12 protein-coding genes are annotated in these 14,659 nt (G+C 66.7%); 1 reads left to right on the top strand and 11 read right to left on the bottom strand.

Going from position 1 to position 14,659, the window contains the following annotated elements; genetic code table 11:
- Positions 1-10: 10 nt before the first annotated feature.
- From rplB to rpsJ, 5 genes are read right to left on the bottom strand one after another with little or no spacing between them, the layout of a single operon-like run.
- Positions 11-847: a 50S ribosomal protein L2 gene (gene rplB, locus K3769_RS25740; RefSeq protein WP_028805741.1), complete on the bottom strand. Its 837-nt coding sequence runs from the start codon at positions 845-847 to the stop codon at positions 11-13.
- A gap of 39 nt (positions 848-886) precedes the next feature.
- Positions 887-1,303: a 50S ribosomal protein L23 gene (gene rplW, locus K3769_RS25735; RefSeq protein ID WP_107022195.1), complete on the bottom strand. Its 417-nt coding sequence runs from the start codon at positions 1,301-1,303 to the stop codon at positions 887-889.
- Positions 1,303-1,959 (bottom strand): 50S ribosomal protein L4, encoded by a 657-nt coding sequence (gene rplD / locus K3769_RS25730; protein WP_267028685.1) that lies wholly within the window; start codon positions 1,957-1,959, stop codon positions 1,303-1,305. The genes rplW and rplD overlap by 1 nt, the downstream gene beginning before the upstream one ends.
- 7 nt (positions 1,960-1,966) lie before the next feature.
- A complete protein-coding gene (gene rplC / locus K3769_RS25725; protein ID WP_267028684.1) occupies positions 1,967-2,611 on the bottom strand; it encodes a 50S ribosomal protein L3 in 645 nt (214 codons plus the stop codon).
- Positions 2,612-2,627: 16 nt separating this feature from the next.
- The gene (rpsJ, locus tag K3769_RS25720) at positions 2,628-2,936 is read right to left on the bottom strand and encodes a 30S ribosomal protein S10 (protein WP_003948644.1); all 309 of its coding nucleotides are present in this window, start codon (positions 2,934-2,936) and stop codon (positions 2,628-2,630) included.
- 591 nt (positions 2,937-3,527) lie between these two features.
- Between rpsJ and K3769_RS25715 the strand changes: the two genes are divergently transcribed.
- Positions 3,528-5,120 carry a hypothetical protein gene (locus K3769_RS25715; RefSeq protein WP_267028683.1) on the top strand — a complete coding sequence of 531 codons (1,593 nt, stop codon included), beginning with the start codon at positions 3,528-3,530 and terminating at the stop codon, positions 5,118-5,120.
- 117 nt (positions 5,121-5,237) lie between these two features.
- Here K3769_RS25715 and tuf read toward each other — a convergent pair whose 3' ends face one another.
- The 6 genes from tuf to K3769_RS25685 form a co-directional block, all read right to left on the bottom strand.
- Complete coding sequence (gene tuf, locus K3769_RS25710) at positions 5,238-6,431, bottom strand: elongation factor Tu (RefSeq protein WP_107020991.1); 1,194 nt, start codon at positions 6,429-6,431, stop codon at positions 5,238-5,240.
- 170 nt (positions 6,432-6,601) lie between these two features.
- Entirely contained in the window at positions 6,602-8,731 is a 2,130-nt protein-coding gene (gene fusA, locus K3769_RS25705) for an elongation factor G (RefSeq protein WP_267028682.1), read from the bottom strand.
- Between the two features lie 39 nt (positions 8,732-8,770).
- On the bottom strand, positions 8,771-9,241 hold the full coding sequence (gene rpsG / locus K3769_RS25700) for a 30S ribosomal protein S7 (RefSeq protein ID WP_081218873.1): 471 nt from the start codon (positions 9,239-9,241) through the stop codon (positions 8,771-8,773).
- 2 nt (positions 9,242-9,243) lie between these two features.
- Positions 9,244-9,615 carry a 30S ribosomal protein S12 gene (rpsL, locus tag K3769_RS25695; RefSeq protein ID WP_003948652.1) on the bottom strand — a complete coding sequence of 124 codons (372 nt, stop codon included), beginning with the start codon at positions 9,613-9,615 and terminating at the stop codon, positions 9,244-9,246.
- 291 nt (positions 9,616-9,906) lie between these two features.
- Positions 9,907-10,461, bottom strand: a complete 555-nt coding sequence (locus K3769_RS25690) for a DUF1707 and DUF4190 domain-containing protein (protein ID WP_267028681.1) — start codon at positions 10,459-10,461, stop codon at positions 9,907-9,909.
- A 221-nt stretch (positions 10,462-10,682) separates the two neighbouring features.
- On the bottom strand, positions 10,683-14,582 hold the full coding sequence (locus K3769_RS25685; protein WP_210882027.1) for a DNA-directed RNA polymerase subunit beta': 3,900 nt from the start codon (positions 14,580-14,582) through the stop codon (positions 10,683-10,685).
- Between the last annotated feature and the right edge of the window lie 77 nt (positions 14,583-14,659).

The following is a 14,659-nucleotide window of genomic DNA, read 5'->3' as shown; positions in this document are numbered from 1 at the left end:
AAACCCGCTCCTAGCGCTTCTTGTTCGTCTTGCGGCGGCGGACGATGTACTTGTTCGAAGCCTTCTTCGGCGAACGAGTACGACCCTCCTTCTGACCCCACGGCGAGACCGGGTGACGTCCACCGGAGGTCTTGCCTTCACCACCACCGTGCGGGTGGTCAACCGGGTTCATCGCCACACCGCGAACGGTCGGGCGGACGCCCAGCCAGCGCTTGCGGCCGGCCTTGCCCCAGTTGATGTTCGACTGCTCGGCGTTGCCGACCTCGCCGACGGTGGCGCGGCAGCGCACGTCGACCAGGCGGATCTCTCCGGACGGCATGCGCAGGTGGGCCATCTGGCCCTCCTTCGCGAGCAGCTGCACGGAGGCACCGGCGGAGCGGGCGAACTTGGCACCGCCACCGGGACGGAGCTCGATCGCGTGGATCGTGGTTCCGACCGGGATGTTGCGGAGGGCCAGGTTGTTGCCCGGCTTGATGTCGGCCCCGGGACCGTTCTCGACGCGGTCGCCCTGCGACAGGTTGCGAGGGGCGAGGATGTAGCGCTTCTCGCCGTCCGCGTAGTGCAGCAGCGCGATGCGCGCGGTGCGGTTGGGGTCGTACTCGATGTGCGCGACCTTCGCCGGCACGCCGTCCTTGTCGTGCCGACGGAAGTCGATCACGCGGTAGGCGCGCTTGTGTCCGCCACCCTGGTGGCGAACGGTCACACGACCGGCGTTGTTACGGCCGCCCTTGCTGTGCAGGGGGCGGACCAGCGACTTCTCCGGCGTGGACCGCGTGACCTCGACGAAGTCGGCGACGCTGGAGCCACGACGCCCCGGCGTAGTCGGCTTGTACTTGCGGATTCCCATTTCTCAGTCCTCGTCCGATATTCGGACCAGGGCGCTCCGTTAGGAGGCCTGGCCGAAGATGTCGATACGGTCGCCCTCAGCGAGGGTCACGATGGCGCGCTTGGTGTCAGCACGCTTGCCGAAGCCGCTCTTGGTCCGCTTGCGCTTTCCCTGGCGGTTGATCGTGTTGACCCCGGTGACCTTGACCGAGAAGACCGCCTGGACGGCCTGCTTGATCTGGGTCTTGTTGGCGCCCGGCGCGACGACGAAGGTGTACTTGCCCTCGTCGAGCAGCGCGTAGCTCTTCTCGGAGACGACCGGCTTGATGAGGACGTCACGGGGGTCCGTGAAGCTCTTGCTCAGCGGTGTCTCGACGGTGTTCTTGCCCTCGGCCTCGTGGCGCTTCGCCTTGGCGATGCGCGCGGCCTTGGCGGCCTTGGCCGCCTTGGGGGCGATGCTCGGGTGACGCGTAGCCATCAGGCTTCGCTCCCTTCGGTGTCAGAGGCCTGAGGGCCGGACACGAAGGACTCGAAAGCGGCCTGGGTGAAGACCACGTCGTCCGAGACGAGAACGTCGTACGTGTTCAGCTGGCCCGGCTCCAGGATGTGGACCTGGGGCAGGTTGCGCGCGGAGAGCAGCGCGGCCTCGTCGGCACGGTCGATGACCAGGAGCAGGTTCTTGCGCTCCGAGATCTTGCCGAGCAGGACCTTCGCGGCCTTGGTGGAGGGGGTCTCGCCCTCGATCACGCCGGAGACGACGTGGATGCGAGCGTTGCGGGCCCGGTCGGTGAGGGCGTGGCGCAGGGCCGCCGCCTTCATCTTCTTCGGGGTCCGCTGCGAGTAGTCACGCGGCTGCGGGCCGTGGACGACGCCACCACCGGCGAACTGCGGGGCGCGGGTCGAGCCCTGGCGCGCACGGCCGGTGCCCTTCTGACGGTAAGGCTTCTTACCGCCACCACGAACCTCGCCGCGGGTCTTGGTCTTGTGCGTGCCCTGGCGGGCAGCGGCCAGCTGGGCGACTACGACCTGGTGAAGCAGCGGGATGCTGATCTTCTCGACGTCGAAGATCTCCGCGGGGAGCTCGACCGTCCCGGTCTTGTCGCCTGCCGGCGAAATGATGTCAACAGTGCTCATCGGTACCTCAGGCCCCCTTGGCCGCGGTGCGGACCAGGACGAGGCCGCCGTTCGGACCGGGGACCGCGCCCTTGATGAGCAGCAGACCCTTCTCCGCGTCAACGGCGTGGACGGTCAGGTTCTGGGTGGTGACGCGCTCGTTGCCCATGCGACCCGCCATGCGGAGGCCCTTGAACACACGGCCCGGGGTGGCGCAGCCACCGATGGAGCCGGGCGAGCGGTGCTTGCGCTGGGTGCCGTGACCGGCGCCGAGTCCCTTGAAGTTGTGACGCTTCATGACACCGGCGAAGCCCTTGCCCTTGCTCTTGCCGGTCACGTCCACCTTGACGCCGGACTCGAAGGTCTCAGCGGTGATCTCCTGGCCGAGGACGTACTCGCTGGCGTCAGCGGTACGGATCTCGACGAGGTGACGGCGGGGAGTGACGTCGGCCTTGGCGAAGTGGCCCTTGAGGGGCTTGTTCACCTTGCGCGGGTCGATCTCGCCGAAGGCGATCTGGACCGACTCGTAGCCGTCGACGTCATTCGTACGGACCTGGGTCACGACATTGGGGCTGGCCTTGACGACGGTGACCGGAACAACACGGTTGTTCTCGTCCCACACCTGCGTCATGCCGAGCTTCTCGCCCAGGATGCCCTTGATCTGCTTAGCCATTCTCAGACCACATCCCTTAGAGCTTGATCTCGATGTCGACACCGGCCGGGAGGTCGAGTCGCATCAAAGAGTCAACGGTCTTGGGGGTCGGGTCGAGAATGTCGATCAGGCGCTTGTGCGTGCGCATCTCGAAGTGCTCGCGCGAGTCCTTGTACTTGTGCGGCGACTTGATGACGCAGTACACGTTCTTCTCAGTGGGCAGCGGCACCGGGCCCGCGACCGACGCACCAGTGCGCGTCACCGTCTCGACGATCTTCTTCGCCGAGGAATCGATGACCTCGTGGTCGTAGGCCTTGAGCCGGATGCGGATCTTCTGTCCCGCCATGGCTACTCAGTAGTCCTTTGTCTAGTGAAACGCTCTGCAACCCGGGGGTTCGCGTCCTGTCTCCGACCCACGCGGTCGGGTGTGTCGCATCCTCGGCACGTGGATATCCGCTAACGGATTTCCCTACCAGGGACACGGCCCATCCCAAAGACGACCGCAGGACCGGGGGCCGAACACCCACCGGGTGCCTGGTCTGCACCCCGCTGACACTTCCCGGAAGATTCCCGTACGTCCGCTCCAGCGCTGCCCTCGGGCAGTTGGAGCGACGAGTACTGTGGGACTCGCTTCCGGTCCTCCCGGCGGGAGGCGCGCAGCATCGGCACTCAACCGAGCAACCCCGACAGTCTGCCATACGGGGTATCGACCTGGCCAATCGAGCCCCAGAGGATACCCCCGGGGGGACGCAGGTCAAACTCTTCGGGTCGCCCCGACCGCCCCGTCGCCCAGCCTCTCGGCTTCGGGGCCCGCCGGCCAACGCCGCCCGAAACGCGCCTCACAGCGTCCGTACACAATTTCCCTGCCGCACTCCTGCCGTTCGTCGAGGCTGGCTAGCTTTCGCCTCGCCCGGTCCGGTACAGGAGAGGCACATCCATGAGCACCCCGATCCACCGCACCTCGCCCCGCCGGTCCGCGAGCGTGGTGGCGTCGGCCCAGCAGCGTCGCGAAGGAAGCCGGACCGGGGGGACCGGAGAGGCCCGGAGAACCGGGGGGTCCGCGAGTACGTCCTTACGCTCGACGGAGCGTGACCTCCTGGAGCTGCAGTCCCGGGCCGGAAACCGGGCCGCGACCGCGGCGGTGCAGGGCGCCCGGGACAACGCCGAAGGCAGCCCGGCCGCCGCGAAGAAGAAAAAGAACTACCGCGACCGGATCTCCGCGCTCCTCGACAGGTTCAAGAAGAACCTCGAACCCATCGACACCTTCATCAAGGGTTTCCAGACCCCCACCAACGCGGCCTTCACCCAGCAGGCGGCCGTCGCGGCCAACGAGGGGCTCAAGCACTCCGCCGCCGCGTCGGGGGCCTCCGCCGCGTCGGGGAACCTGCTCACGGAGGCCGCCGGCACCGTGGTCAGCGGCATGGACGCGTACAAGAACATGAAGACCGCCCGGACGCACGAGACCGGGGCCAAGCACCACACGGCGAAGAAGAAGGCCAGGACCAAGGGGACCGACGCGGTCGTCGGTGCCACCAGTTCGGGCAGCTACAGCGCCGCCATCGCCAAGGAAGTGACCAAGGTCCAGAAGGCGGCGGACGCCGCGGTGGCGTCCGAGGCGAGCGGTATCGCCAGTGCTTCCATCGGCGGCATCAAGGGCATGCGGGCCGCCTTCCGTGCCAAGGGGGCAGCCGGCAAGTACCGGCAGATCAAGAAGCTGGGAGACCCCCATGCCGTTCACGCGGGGTCGCTGGCCAGGCTGAACGAATCACGGGAGCAGGCCAACTGGGCGGCGGCGGAGGCCTACGTCGCGCTGGACGCCTACTGGCGCCACGACGACCCGGGACGGCTGGAACTCGTCTCCGAGGCCATCGACGCCGCCTGGGAGGCGATGGGCGAGGCCCGTGACGCCGCCGAGACCCTCCAGCGCGCCGAACAGGACGTGGAGAAGCTGAGCACGGTCCAGGGTTACGCGAAGAAGAAGCAGCTCACCAAGATCGGCAAGGAGACGGTCGGCGGCGCGGTGGGCGAGTCCACCAAGGCGGCGGCCGGCGTCGTGACGGCGGTCGCGGCGGGCACCGCCGGGCTGGCGACCAACCCGGTCGGCTGGGGCCTCGCCGGAGCCGGCGCCGGCCTCGTCCTCGGCGTCACCCTGTACAAGGCGCTCCGCGCCGCCACGAAGCGCTACGAAGAGGCCCACCACCCCGAGCGCTGGACCCCGCAGGGCGAGACCCCGGCGGAGGCCGCCTCCCGCAAGGAGTCGCTGCAGCACGCCATGAAGTTCTGGAAGAAGGTGTCGAGGGGCGAACGCCAGGCCATGGCCCGCGAGGTCTACGCCCTGGCGGCGGGACCCGCCATCTCCAAGAGCACCACGGACGAGATGCGGGAGTCCGCGAGGGCACTGCTCGTCGCCCTCAAATCCGGCCCCGGCAAGCACAACCTGACGCCGGAGGCATGGGCCGAGAGCCTCAACGACCCGTCGAAGACCGCGGGTTGGATCCAGGAGATAGCGGAGCAACTGGCCTCGGGATGATGCCGCCCCGCCCGGCACAGCAAAGGGGCCCGTACGACCGAAGTCGTACGGGCCCCTTCAGGAGCTCTGCGTTCTCTGCGGAGCTACCAGGCGTTCAAGCCCAACCAGCAGCCGAGACTACTTGTTGATCTTGGTGACCTGGCCGGCGCCGACGGTCCGGCCACCCTCACGGATGGCGAACTTGAGGCCCTCTTCCATGGCGACGGGCTGGATGAGCTCAACGGTCATCTCAGTGTTGTCGCCCGGCATGACCATCTCGGTGCCCTCGGGGAGGGTCACCACACCAGTCACGTCCGTCGTGCGGAAGTAGAACTGGGGACGGTAGTTGTTGAAGAACGGCGTGTGACGGCCGCCCTCGTCCTTGGACAGGATGTACGCCTGCGCCTCGAACGAGGTGTGGGGCGTGACCGAGCCCGGCTTGATGATGACCTGGCCGCGCTCGACGTCCTCGCGCTTGATGCCACGGAGGAGCAGACCGACGTTCTCACCGGCCTGGCCCTCGTCGAGCAGCTTGCGGAACATCTCGATGCCGGTGACCGTGGTGGTGGTCTTCTCGGTCTTGATGCCGACGATGTCGACGGTCTCGTTGACCTTGAGGACACCACGCTCGATACGACCGGTGACGACGGTGCCACGACCGGTGATCGTGAAGACGTCCTCGATCGGCATCAGGAACGGCTTGTCGACGTCACGCTCGGGCTGCGGGATCGACTCGTCGACGGCCTTCATCAGGTCGAGGACGGACTTGCCCCACTCGGCGTCGCCCTCAAGAGCCTTGAGCGCCGAGACCTTGACGACCGGAAGGTCGTCGCCCGGGAACTCGTACTCGGAGAGGAGCTCACGGACCTCGAGCTCGACGAGCTCCAGGATCTCCTCGTCGTCCACCATGTCGGCCTTGTTCAGCGCGACGACGATGTACGGAACGCCGACCTGGCGGGCCAGGAGCACGTGCTCCTTGGTCTGCGGCATCGGGCCGTCCGTGGCGGCGACAACGAGGATGGCGCCGTCCATCTGCGCCGCACCCGTGATCATGTTCTTGATGTAGTCCGCGTGACCGGGGCAGTCGACGTGGGCGTAGTGACGCGTCTCGGTCTGGTACTCGACGTGCGCGATCGAGATCGTGATACCGCGCTGGCGCTCTTCGGGAGCCTTGTCGATCTGGTCGAAGGCCGAGGCCTCGTTCAGGTCCGGGTACGCGTCGTGCAGCACCTTGGTAATGGCGGCCGTGAGGGTCGTCTTACCGTGGTCGATGTGACCGATGGTGCCGATGTTGACGTGCGGCTTAGTCCGCTCGAACTTTGCCTTCGCCACTGAATCCTCCTGCGGAGTGGTTCTGGTACGCCTTACTCATCGGCGCCAGGGTGATCTTTGCTGGGATGCCGCCCACCCGGGTCCTCGCCGGTCCGGGACGATCCCTCGTCCCCTGCCGGTCCGCGACCCTGGCGGTCGGTGTCAAGCCTAAAGCGTGCAAACGGTGTGTGTTACTCGCCCTTGGCCTTCGCGATGATCTCCTCGGCGACGTTCCTGGGAACCTCGGCGTAGGAGTCGAACTGCATCGAGTAGCTTGCGCGACCCGAGGTCTTGCTGCGGAGGTCGCCGACGTAGCCGAACATCTCCGAGAGGGGCACGAGGCCCTTCACGACGCGGGCACCGGCACGCTCCTCCATGGCCTGGATCTGGCCACGGCGGGAGTTGATGTCGCCGATGACCTCGCCCATGTAGTCCTCGGGCGTGGTGACCTCGACGGCCATCATCGGCTCGAGGAGCACGGGGCTGGCCTTGCGGGCAGCCTCCTTGAAGGCCTGCGAACCGGCGATCTTGAACGCCAGCTCGGAGGAGTCGACCTCGTGGTAGGCACCGTCGAGAAGCGTGATGCGGACACCCGTCATCTCGTACCCGGCGAGGATGCCGAACTGCATGGCCTCCTGCGCACCGGCGTCCACCGACGGGATGTACTCCCGCGGGATACGGCCACCGGTCACCTTGTTCACGAACTCGTACGCCGGGCCGTCGGCCTCGGTGATGGGCTCGATCGCGATCTGCACCTTGGCGAACTGACCGGTACCACCGGTCTGCTTCTTGTGGGTGTAGTCCACGCGCTCGACGGCCTTACGGATCGTCTCACGGTAGGCGACCTGCGGCTTACCGACGTTGGCCTCGACCTTGAACTCACGGCGCATACGGTCGACCAGCACCTCGAGGTGCAGCTCGCCCATACCACCGATGATGGTCTGGCCGGTCTCCTCGTCCGAGTGAACCTGGAAGGAGGGGTCCTCCTCCGCGAGACGCTGGATGGCTACACCCAGCTTCTCCTGGTCACCCTTGGACTTGGGCTCGATGGCGACCTGGATGACCGGCGCCGGGAAGTCCATGGACTCCAGGATGACCGGCTGCTTGTCGTCCGAGAGCGTCTCACCGGTGGTGGTCTGCTTCAGGCCCATCACGGCGACGATGTCGCCGGCGCCCACCGCCTCGATCTCCTCACGCTTGTTCGCGTGCATGCGGTAGATCTTGCCGATGCGCTCCTTCTTGCCCTTGACGGAGTTCAGCACGGCGGTGCCGGACTCCAGGCGGCCCGAGTACACCCGGACGAAGGTGAGCTTGCCCAGGTGCGGGTCGCTCATGATCTTGAACGCGAGGGCGGACAGCGGCTCGTCCACGGACGGCTTGCGCTTCACGACGACCTCGGGGTCCTTCACGTCGTGGCCTTCGATGGCCTCGACGTCAAGCGGGGTCGGGAGGTAGCGCACGACCGCGTCGAGCAGGGGCTGGACGCCCTTGTTCTTGAACGCGGTGCCACAGAACACCGGGGTGACCGTGGTGTCGCTGGACTTGCCGGACGCGATGGTGATGCGACGGATCGCGGCGTACAGCTGCTCCTCGGAAGGCTCTTCGCCCTCCAGGTACAGCTCCATGATCTCTTCGTCGTTCTCCGCGACGGCCTCGATCAGCTTGCCGCGGTACTCCTCGGCAGCCTCGGCGTGCGTGGCCGGGATGTCGACGACGTCGTACATCTCGCCCTTGGCGGCCTCGGCGGACCAGACGAACGCCTTCATGGTGACGAGGTCGACGACACCCTTGAAGTCCGCCTCGGCGCCGATCGGAAGCTGCATGACCAGCGGCTGCGCACCGAGGCGGTCCGAGATCATGTCGACGCAGCGGTGGAACTCCGCGCCGGTGCGGTCGAGCTTGTTGACGAAGCAGATGCGCGGCACGCCGTAGCGGTCGGCCTGACGCCACACCGTCTCGGACTGCGGCTCAACGCCGGCGACACCGTCGAACACCGTGACGGCACCGTCGAGGACGCGGAGCGAACGCTCCACCTCGACCGTGAAGTCGACGTGCCCGGGGGTGTCGATGATGTTGATGGTGTAGTCGTTGTCGTCGAGCGGCCAGTGACAGGTGGTCGCAGCAGAGGTGATCGTGATGCCACGCTCCTGCTCCTGCTCCATCCAGTCCATGGTCGCAGCGCCGTCGTGGACCTCACCGATCTTGTAGCTGACGCCGGTGTAGAAGAGGATCCGCTCGGTGGTGGTCGTCTTGCCCGCGTCGATATGGGCCATGATCCCGATGTTGCGGACCCTGGCCAGGTCAAGTGAAGTGGTAGCCATAAGGCTTCGGTCTTCTCTCGGTCTCGATGGGGGTAGCGACTACCAGCGGTAGTGCGCGAAGGCCTTGTTGGACTCGGCCATCTTGTGGGTGTCCTCGCGCTTCTTCACAGCGGCACCAAGGCCGTTGGAGGCGTCGAGAAGCTCGTTCAGCAGACGCTCGGTCATGGTCTTCTCGCGACGGGCGCGGGAGTAACCGACGAGCCAGCGCAGCGCGAGCGTGCTGGCGCGACCGGGCTTGACCTCGATCGGGACCTGGTACGTCGCACCGCCGACTCGGCGGGACTTGACCTCAAGGGTCGGCTTGATGTTCTCCAGAGCGCGCTTGAGCGTGATGACCGGGTCGTTGCCGGTCTTCTCGCGCAGGCCCTCCATGGCGCCGTAGACGATGCGCTCGGCGGTGGAGCGCTTGCCGTTCAGCAGCACCTTGTTGATCAGGGAGGTCACCAGAGGGGAACCGTAGACCGGGTCGATGATGACCGGGCGCTTCGGGGCGGGGCCCTTACGAGGCATTTCTACTTCTCCTTCTTGGCGCCGTAGCGGCTGCGGGCCTGCTTGCGGTTCTTGACACCCTGGGTGTCGAGGGAACCGCGGATGATCTTGTAGCGAACACCGGGCAGGTCCTTCACACGGCCGCCGCGCACGAGCACGATCGAGTGCTCCTGCAGGTTGTGTCCCTCACCCGGAATGTAAGCAGTGACCTCGATCCCGCTGGTCAGACGCACACGCGCGACCTTACGCAGGGCCGAGTTCGGCTTCTTCGGGGTGGTCGTGAACACACGCGTGCAGACGCCGCGACGCTGGGGCGAACCCTCGAGTGCGGGCGTCTTGTTCTTCTCGACCTTGTCCTGCCGGCCCTTCCGGACCAGCTGCTGGATCGTAGGCACTACTTCTCCGGTTTCTGTGTGCCGAATGGTGAAGCTAACCTGGAACACCGCCGACCCACGCGGTCGGGTGTGTCGAACACTGCGGATTCCCGCCGCGAGGCGGGAGGGGCGCAGATTGCGGTGGCCGGTGACGACTCCCCTAGTGCGGTTGAAGGCACGCACGGGAGCCAGGGCACACCCCAGGCACAAGGTCTGAGCGTACCTACCTCATAGGCTGCGGTCAAAACAAATGGACCGCACTGACATCCCTGAGCGGATCATGCCAAGCCGCAGCCTCCTCGGCGATCTCCGTCAGGACGTCACCAGGGCCACGAACAGCAAGGTCACCAGCAGCGCCCAGCCCACCGTGGACAGCCAGCCGAAGACCAGTCCCGTGAGCGCGAGACCTTCGCCACGCTCACCGGTGTGCCGCATCTCGGAGCGGGCGCTGTGGCCGAGGATCACCGCGGGAATCCCGGTCAGCCCGCCGGTCACCAGGCACAGCACCCCGCAGATGGCCGCCCCGACGGCCTTCTCGTTCGTCTTCGGCGGCACGGAGACGGGCAGGAACGTCCGTGGCACGGGCCCAGAGACCGCCGGAAGCGCTACGGGCCCCTGCGGGAGGTCGGACACCAGCAGGGCCAGCTCACCCACCGTACGGGCGGCGTAGGCCCGCGCCACCCGCTTCTCGAACTCGGGCTGCTGCATGCGCCCCTCGCCGAACCCGGCTCTGAGGACGTCCACGGCCCGCTCCCGGTCGGCGGTGGACGCGAGCATCGCATGGCCTGCGGCGGCCTGCTGATCCTGCCAGGGACGGGGCTGATTCCACCCCTGCCCCGGCTGCCACGGCGACGGCGGGTACGACATGGAAGCACCTCCCCCGGACGAACTGGCTCTCCATCATGCTTCAACGCGGCATTTCCGGCACAGGTTCCCGCACCACTGGTTCCCGCCCCACTCAAGCCAGGAATTCCCGACGGCACGAGGAGGGGACGGCTGGGGGCGGCCGGCCCCGGAACGCCGAAGGGCGGCCACCCCGGAAGGTGGCCGCCCTCTGACTCGATCAGGTGCCTTTTCAGGCGACCCGCCTACTGGTTGTACGGACCGTAGTCGTAGTCCTCCAGGGGAACGGCCTGGCCGGAGCCCGTGCCGAACGGCGAGTAGTCGATGTCGTCGTAGCCGACGGCCGAGTACATCGCGGCCTTGGCCTCCTCGGTCGGCTCGACCCGGATGTTGCGGTAGCGGGACAGACCCGTACCGGCCGGGATGAGCTTACCGATGATGACGTTCTCCTTGAGGCCGATCAGGGAGTCGGACTTGGCGTTGATCGCCGCGTCCGTCAGAACCCTGGTCGTCTCCTGGAAGGACGCCGCCGACAGCCACGACTCGGTGGCGAGCGAGGCCTTGGTGATACCCATCAGCTGCGGACGGCCGGAGGCCGGGTGGCCGCCTTCCTGCACCACACGACGGTTCTCGGTCTCGAACTTCGACCGCTCGACGAGCTCGCCGGGCAGCAGCTCCGCGTCGCCCGACTCGATGATCGTCACACGGCGCAGCATCTGCCGGATGATGATCTCGATGTGCTTGTCGTGGATCGACACGCCCTGCGAGTTGTAGACCCGCTGGACCTCTCCGACCAGGTGGACCTGGACGGCACGCTGACCCAGGATGCGCAGCACGTCGTGCGGGTTGGTGGCACCCACGGTGAGCTTCTGGCCCACCTCGACGTGCTCGCCCTCGCTGACCAGGAGTCGGGCACGCTTCGAGATCGGGAACGCCGTCTCGTCGCTGCCGTCGTCCGGGGTGACGACGAGCTTCTTGGTCTTCTCGGTCTCCTCGATCCGCACGCGGCCGGAGGCCTCGGAGATCGGGGCGACACCCTTGGGCGTACGAGCCTCGAAGAGCTCGACGACACGGGGCAGACCCTGGGTGATGTCGTCACCGGCCACACCACCGGTGTGGAAGGTACGCATCGTCAGCTGCGTGCCGGGCTCACCGATGGACTGGGCGGCGATAATGCCGACCGCCTCACCGATGTCGACCAGCTTGCCGGTGGCCAGCGAACGGCCGTAGCACATGGCGCAGGTACCGACGGCGGACTCGCAGGTCAGGACCGAGCGGGTCTTGACCTCCTTGATGCCGTGCTTGACGAGCTCGTCGATGAGGACGTCGCCGAGGTCGGTGTTGGCCGGGGCCAGCACCCGCCCGTCGACGGTGATGTCCTCGGCCAGCGCACGTGCGTACACGCTGGTCTCGACGTTCTCCGCCTTGCGCAGGACGCCGTCGGCGCCGACCTCGGCGATCTCCAGGCGCAGACCGCGGTCGGTGCCGCAGTCCTCCTCGCGGATGATGACGTCCTGCGAGACGTCCACCAGACGACGGGTGAGGTAACCCGAGTCGGCGGTACGCAGGGCGGTGTCCGCCAGACCCTTACGGGCACCGTGCGTGGAGATGAAGTACTCCAGCACGGACAGGCCCTCACGGAAGGACGCCTTGATGGGACGAGGGATCGTCTCGTTCTTGGCGTTCGACACCAGACCACGCATACCCGCGATCTGACGCATCTGCATCATGTTTCCGCGAGCACCGGAGTTCACCATCATGGAGACCGGGTTGGTCTTCGGGAAGTTCGCGTTCATCGCCTCGGCAACCTCGTTGGTCGCCTTGGTCCAGATCGCGATGAGCTCCTGCGTGCGCTCGTCCTTGGTGATCAGACCGCGCTCGTACTGCTTCTGGACCTTCTCGTCCTGGTCCTCGTAACCCTTGACGATCGCGCGCTTCGCGTCGGGAACGACGATGTCGGAGATGGCCACGGTGACGCCGGAACGGGTCGCCCAGAAGAAGCCGGCAGCCTTCAGGTTGTCGAGCGTCGCCGCCACGATGACCTTGGGGTACCGCTCGGCGAGGTCGTTGACGATCTCGGAGAGCTGCTTCTTGCCGACCTCGTAGTCGACGAAGGGGTAGTCCTCGGGCAGCAGCTCGTTGAAGAGCGCGCGGCCCAGGGTGGTGTTCAGGCGGAAGGTGTCACCCTGCTGCCACTCCGGCTCGCCCTCCTCGCGGGCCGGCGGGGTCCAGCCGCGCGGCGGGATGGTGCCCACCGGGAAGCGGATGTCCACGCGCGACTGCAGCGAGAGCTCGCCGGCGTCGAACGCCATGGTCGCCTCGGCCGAGGAGCCGAAGGACCGGCCCTCGCCCTTGACGTTCCGCAGCTCGCCGTCGGTGGTGAGGAAGAACAGACCGAGGACCATGTCCTGGGTCGGCATCGTCACCGGACGGCCGTCGGCGGGCTTGAGGATGTTGTTCGAGGACAGCATCAGGATGCGGGCCTCGGCCTGCGCCTCCGCGGAGAGCGGCAGGTGCACGGCCATCTGGTCACCGTCGAAGTCCGCGTTGAACGCGGTGCAGACGAGCGGGTGGATCTGGATGGCCTTGCCCTCGACCAGCTGCGGCTCGAAGGCCTGGATGCCGAGGCGGTGCAGGGTGGGCGCACGGTTCAGCAGAACCGGGTGCTCGGCGATGACCTCTTCGAGGACGTCGTACACGACCGTGCGGCCGCGCTCCACCATGCGCTTCGCCGACTTGATGTTCTGCGCGTGGTTCAGGTCCACCAGGCGCTTCATCACGAACGGCTTGAAGAGCTCCAGCGCCATCGCCTTCGGCAGACCGCACTGGTGCAGCTTGAGCTGCGGACCGACGACGATCACGGAACGCGCGGAGTAGTCCACGCGCTTGCCGAGGAGGTTCTGACGGAAACGACCCTGCTTGCCCTTGAGCATGTCGCTCAGGGACTTCAGCGGGCGGTTGCCGGGACCGGTGACCGGGCGACCACGACGACCGTTGTCGAAGAGGGCGTCCACGGCCTCCTGGAGCATGCGCTTCTCGTTGTTCACGATGATCTCGGGCGCGCCGAGGTCGAGAAGCCGCTTCAGACGGTTGTTGCGGTTGATCACACGGCGGTACAGGTCGTTCAGGTCGGAGGTCGCGAAGCGGCCGCCGTCCAGCTGCACCATCGGGCGAAGGTCCGGCGGGATGACCGGGACGCAGTCGAGGACCATGCCCTTGGGGCTGTTGGAGGTCTGCAGGAACGCAGACACGACCTTCAGCCGCTTCAGCGCACGGGTCTTCTTCTGGCCCTTGCCGGTACGGATGATCTCGCGGAGGCGCTCGGCCTCCTCGTCGAGGTCGAAGGACTCCAGGCGCTTCTGCAGCGCCGCGGCACCCATCGAACCGTCGAAGTACGTACCGAAGCGGTCGCGCAGCTCGCGGTAGAGCAGCTCGTCACCTTCGAGGTCCTGGACCTTGAGGTTCTTGAAGCGGGTCCACACCTCGTCGAGACGGTCGATCTCGCGCTGCGCACGGTCGCGCAGCTGCTTCATCTCGCGCTCGGCGCCTTCGCGCACCTTGCGGCGCACGTCGGCCTTGGCACCCTCGGCCTCGAGCTCGGCCAGGTCGGTCTCGAGCTTCTTGGCGCGGGCCTCCAGGTCGGAGTCGCGACGGTTCTCGACCTGCTGACGCTCGACGGAGACGTGCGCCTCCAGCGAGGGCAGGTCACGCGTACGACGCTCGTCGTCCACGTACGTGATCATGTACGCCGCGAAGTAGATGACCTTTTCGAGGTCCTTCGGGGCGAGGTCGAGCAGGTAGCCAAGACGCGACGGAACGCCCTTGAAGTACCAGATGTGGGTGACGGGAGCGGCCAGCTCGATGTGGCCCATCCGCTCACGACGCACCTTGGCGCGAGTGACCTCGACGCCGCAGCGCTCGCAGATGATGCCCTTGAAGCGGACGCGCTTGTACTTGCCGCAGTAGCACTCCCAGTCCCGGGTCGGACCGAAGATCTTCTCGCAGAAGAGTCCGTCCTTTTCGGGCTTGAGGGTGCGGTAGTTGATGGTCTCCGGCTTCTTGACCTCACCGTGGGACCACTGACGAATGTCGTCAGCGGTAGCAAGGCCGATCCGCAGCTCGTCGAAGAAGTTGACGTCGAGCACTTGTCGTCAATCCCTCTTTCGGGGTCGATTCTTCACTGGTCTGACTGGGGTCCGGGGTTGGTTAGCCGGGGCTCGTG

Source organism: Streptomyces ortus (genome assembly GCF_026341275.1).
Taxonomy (GTDB): Bacteria; Actinomycetota; Actinomycetes; order Streptomycetales; family Streptomycetaceae; genus Streptomyces; species Streptomyces ortus.
Note: the sequence above shows the minus strand (reverse complement) of the source record. Positions and strands in the feature narration are given on the sequence as shown.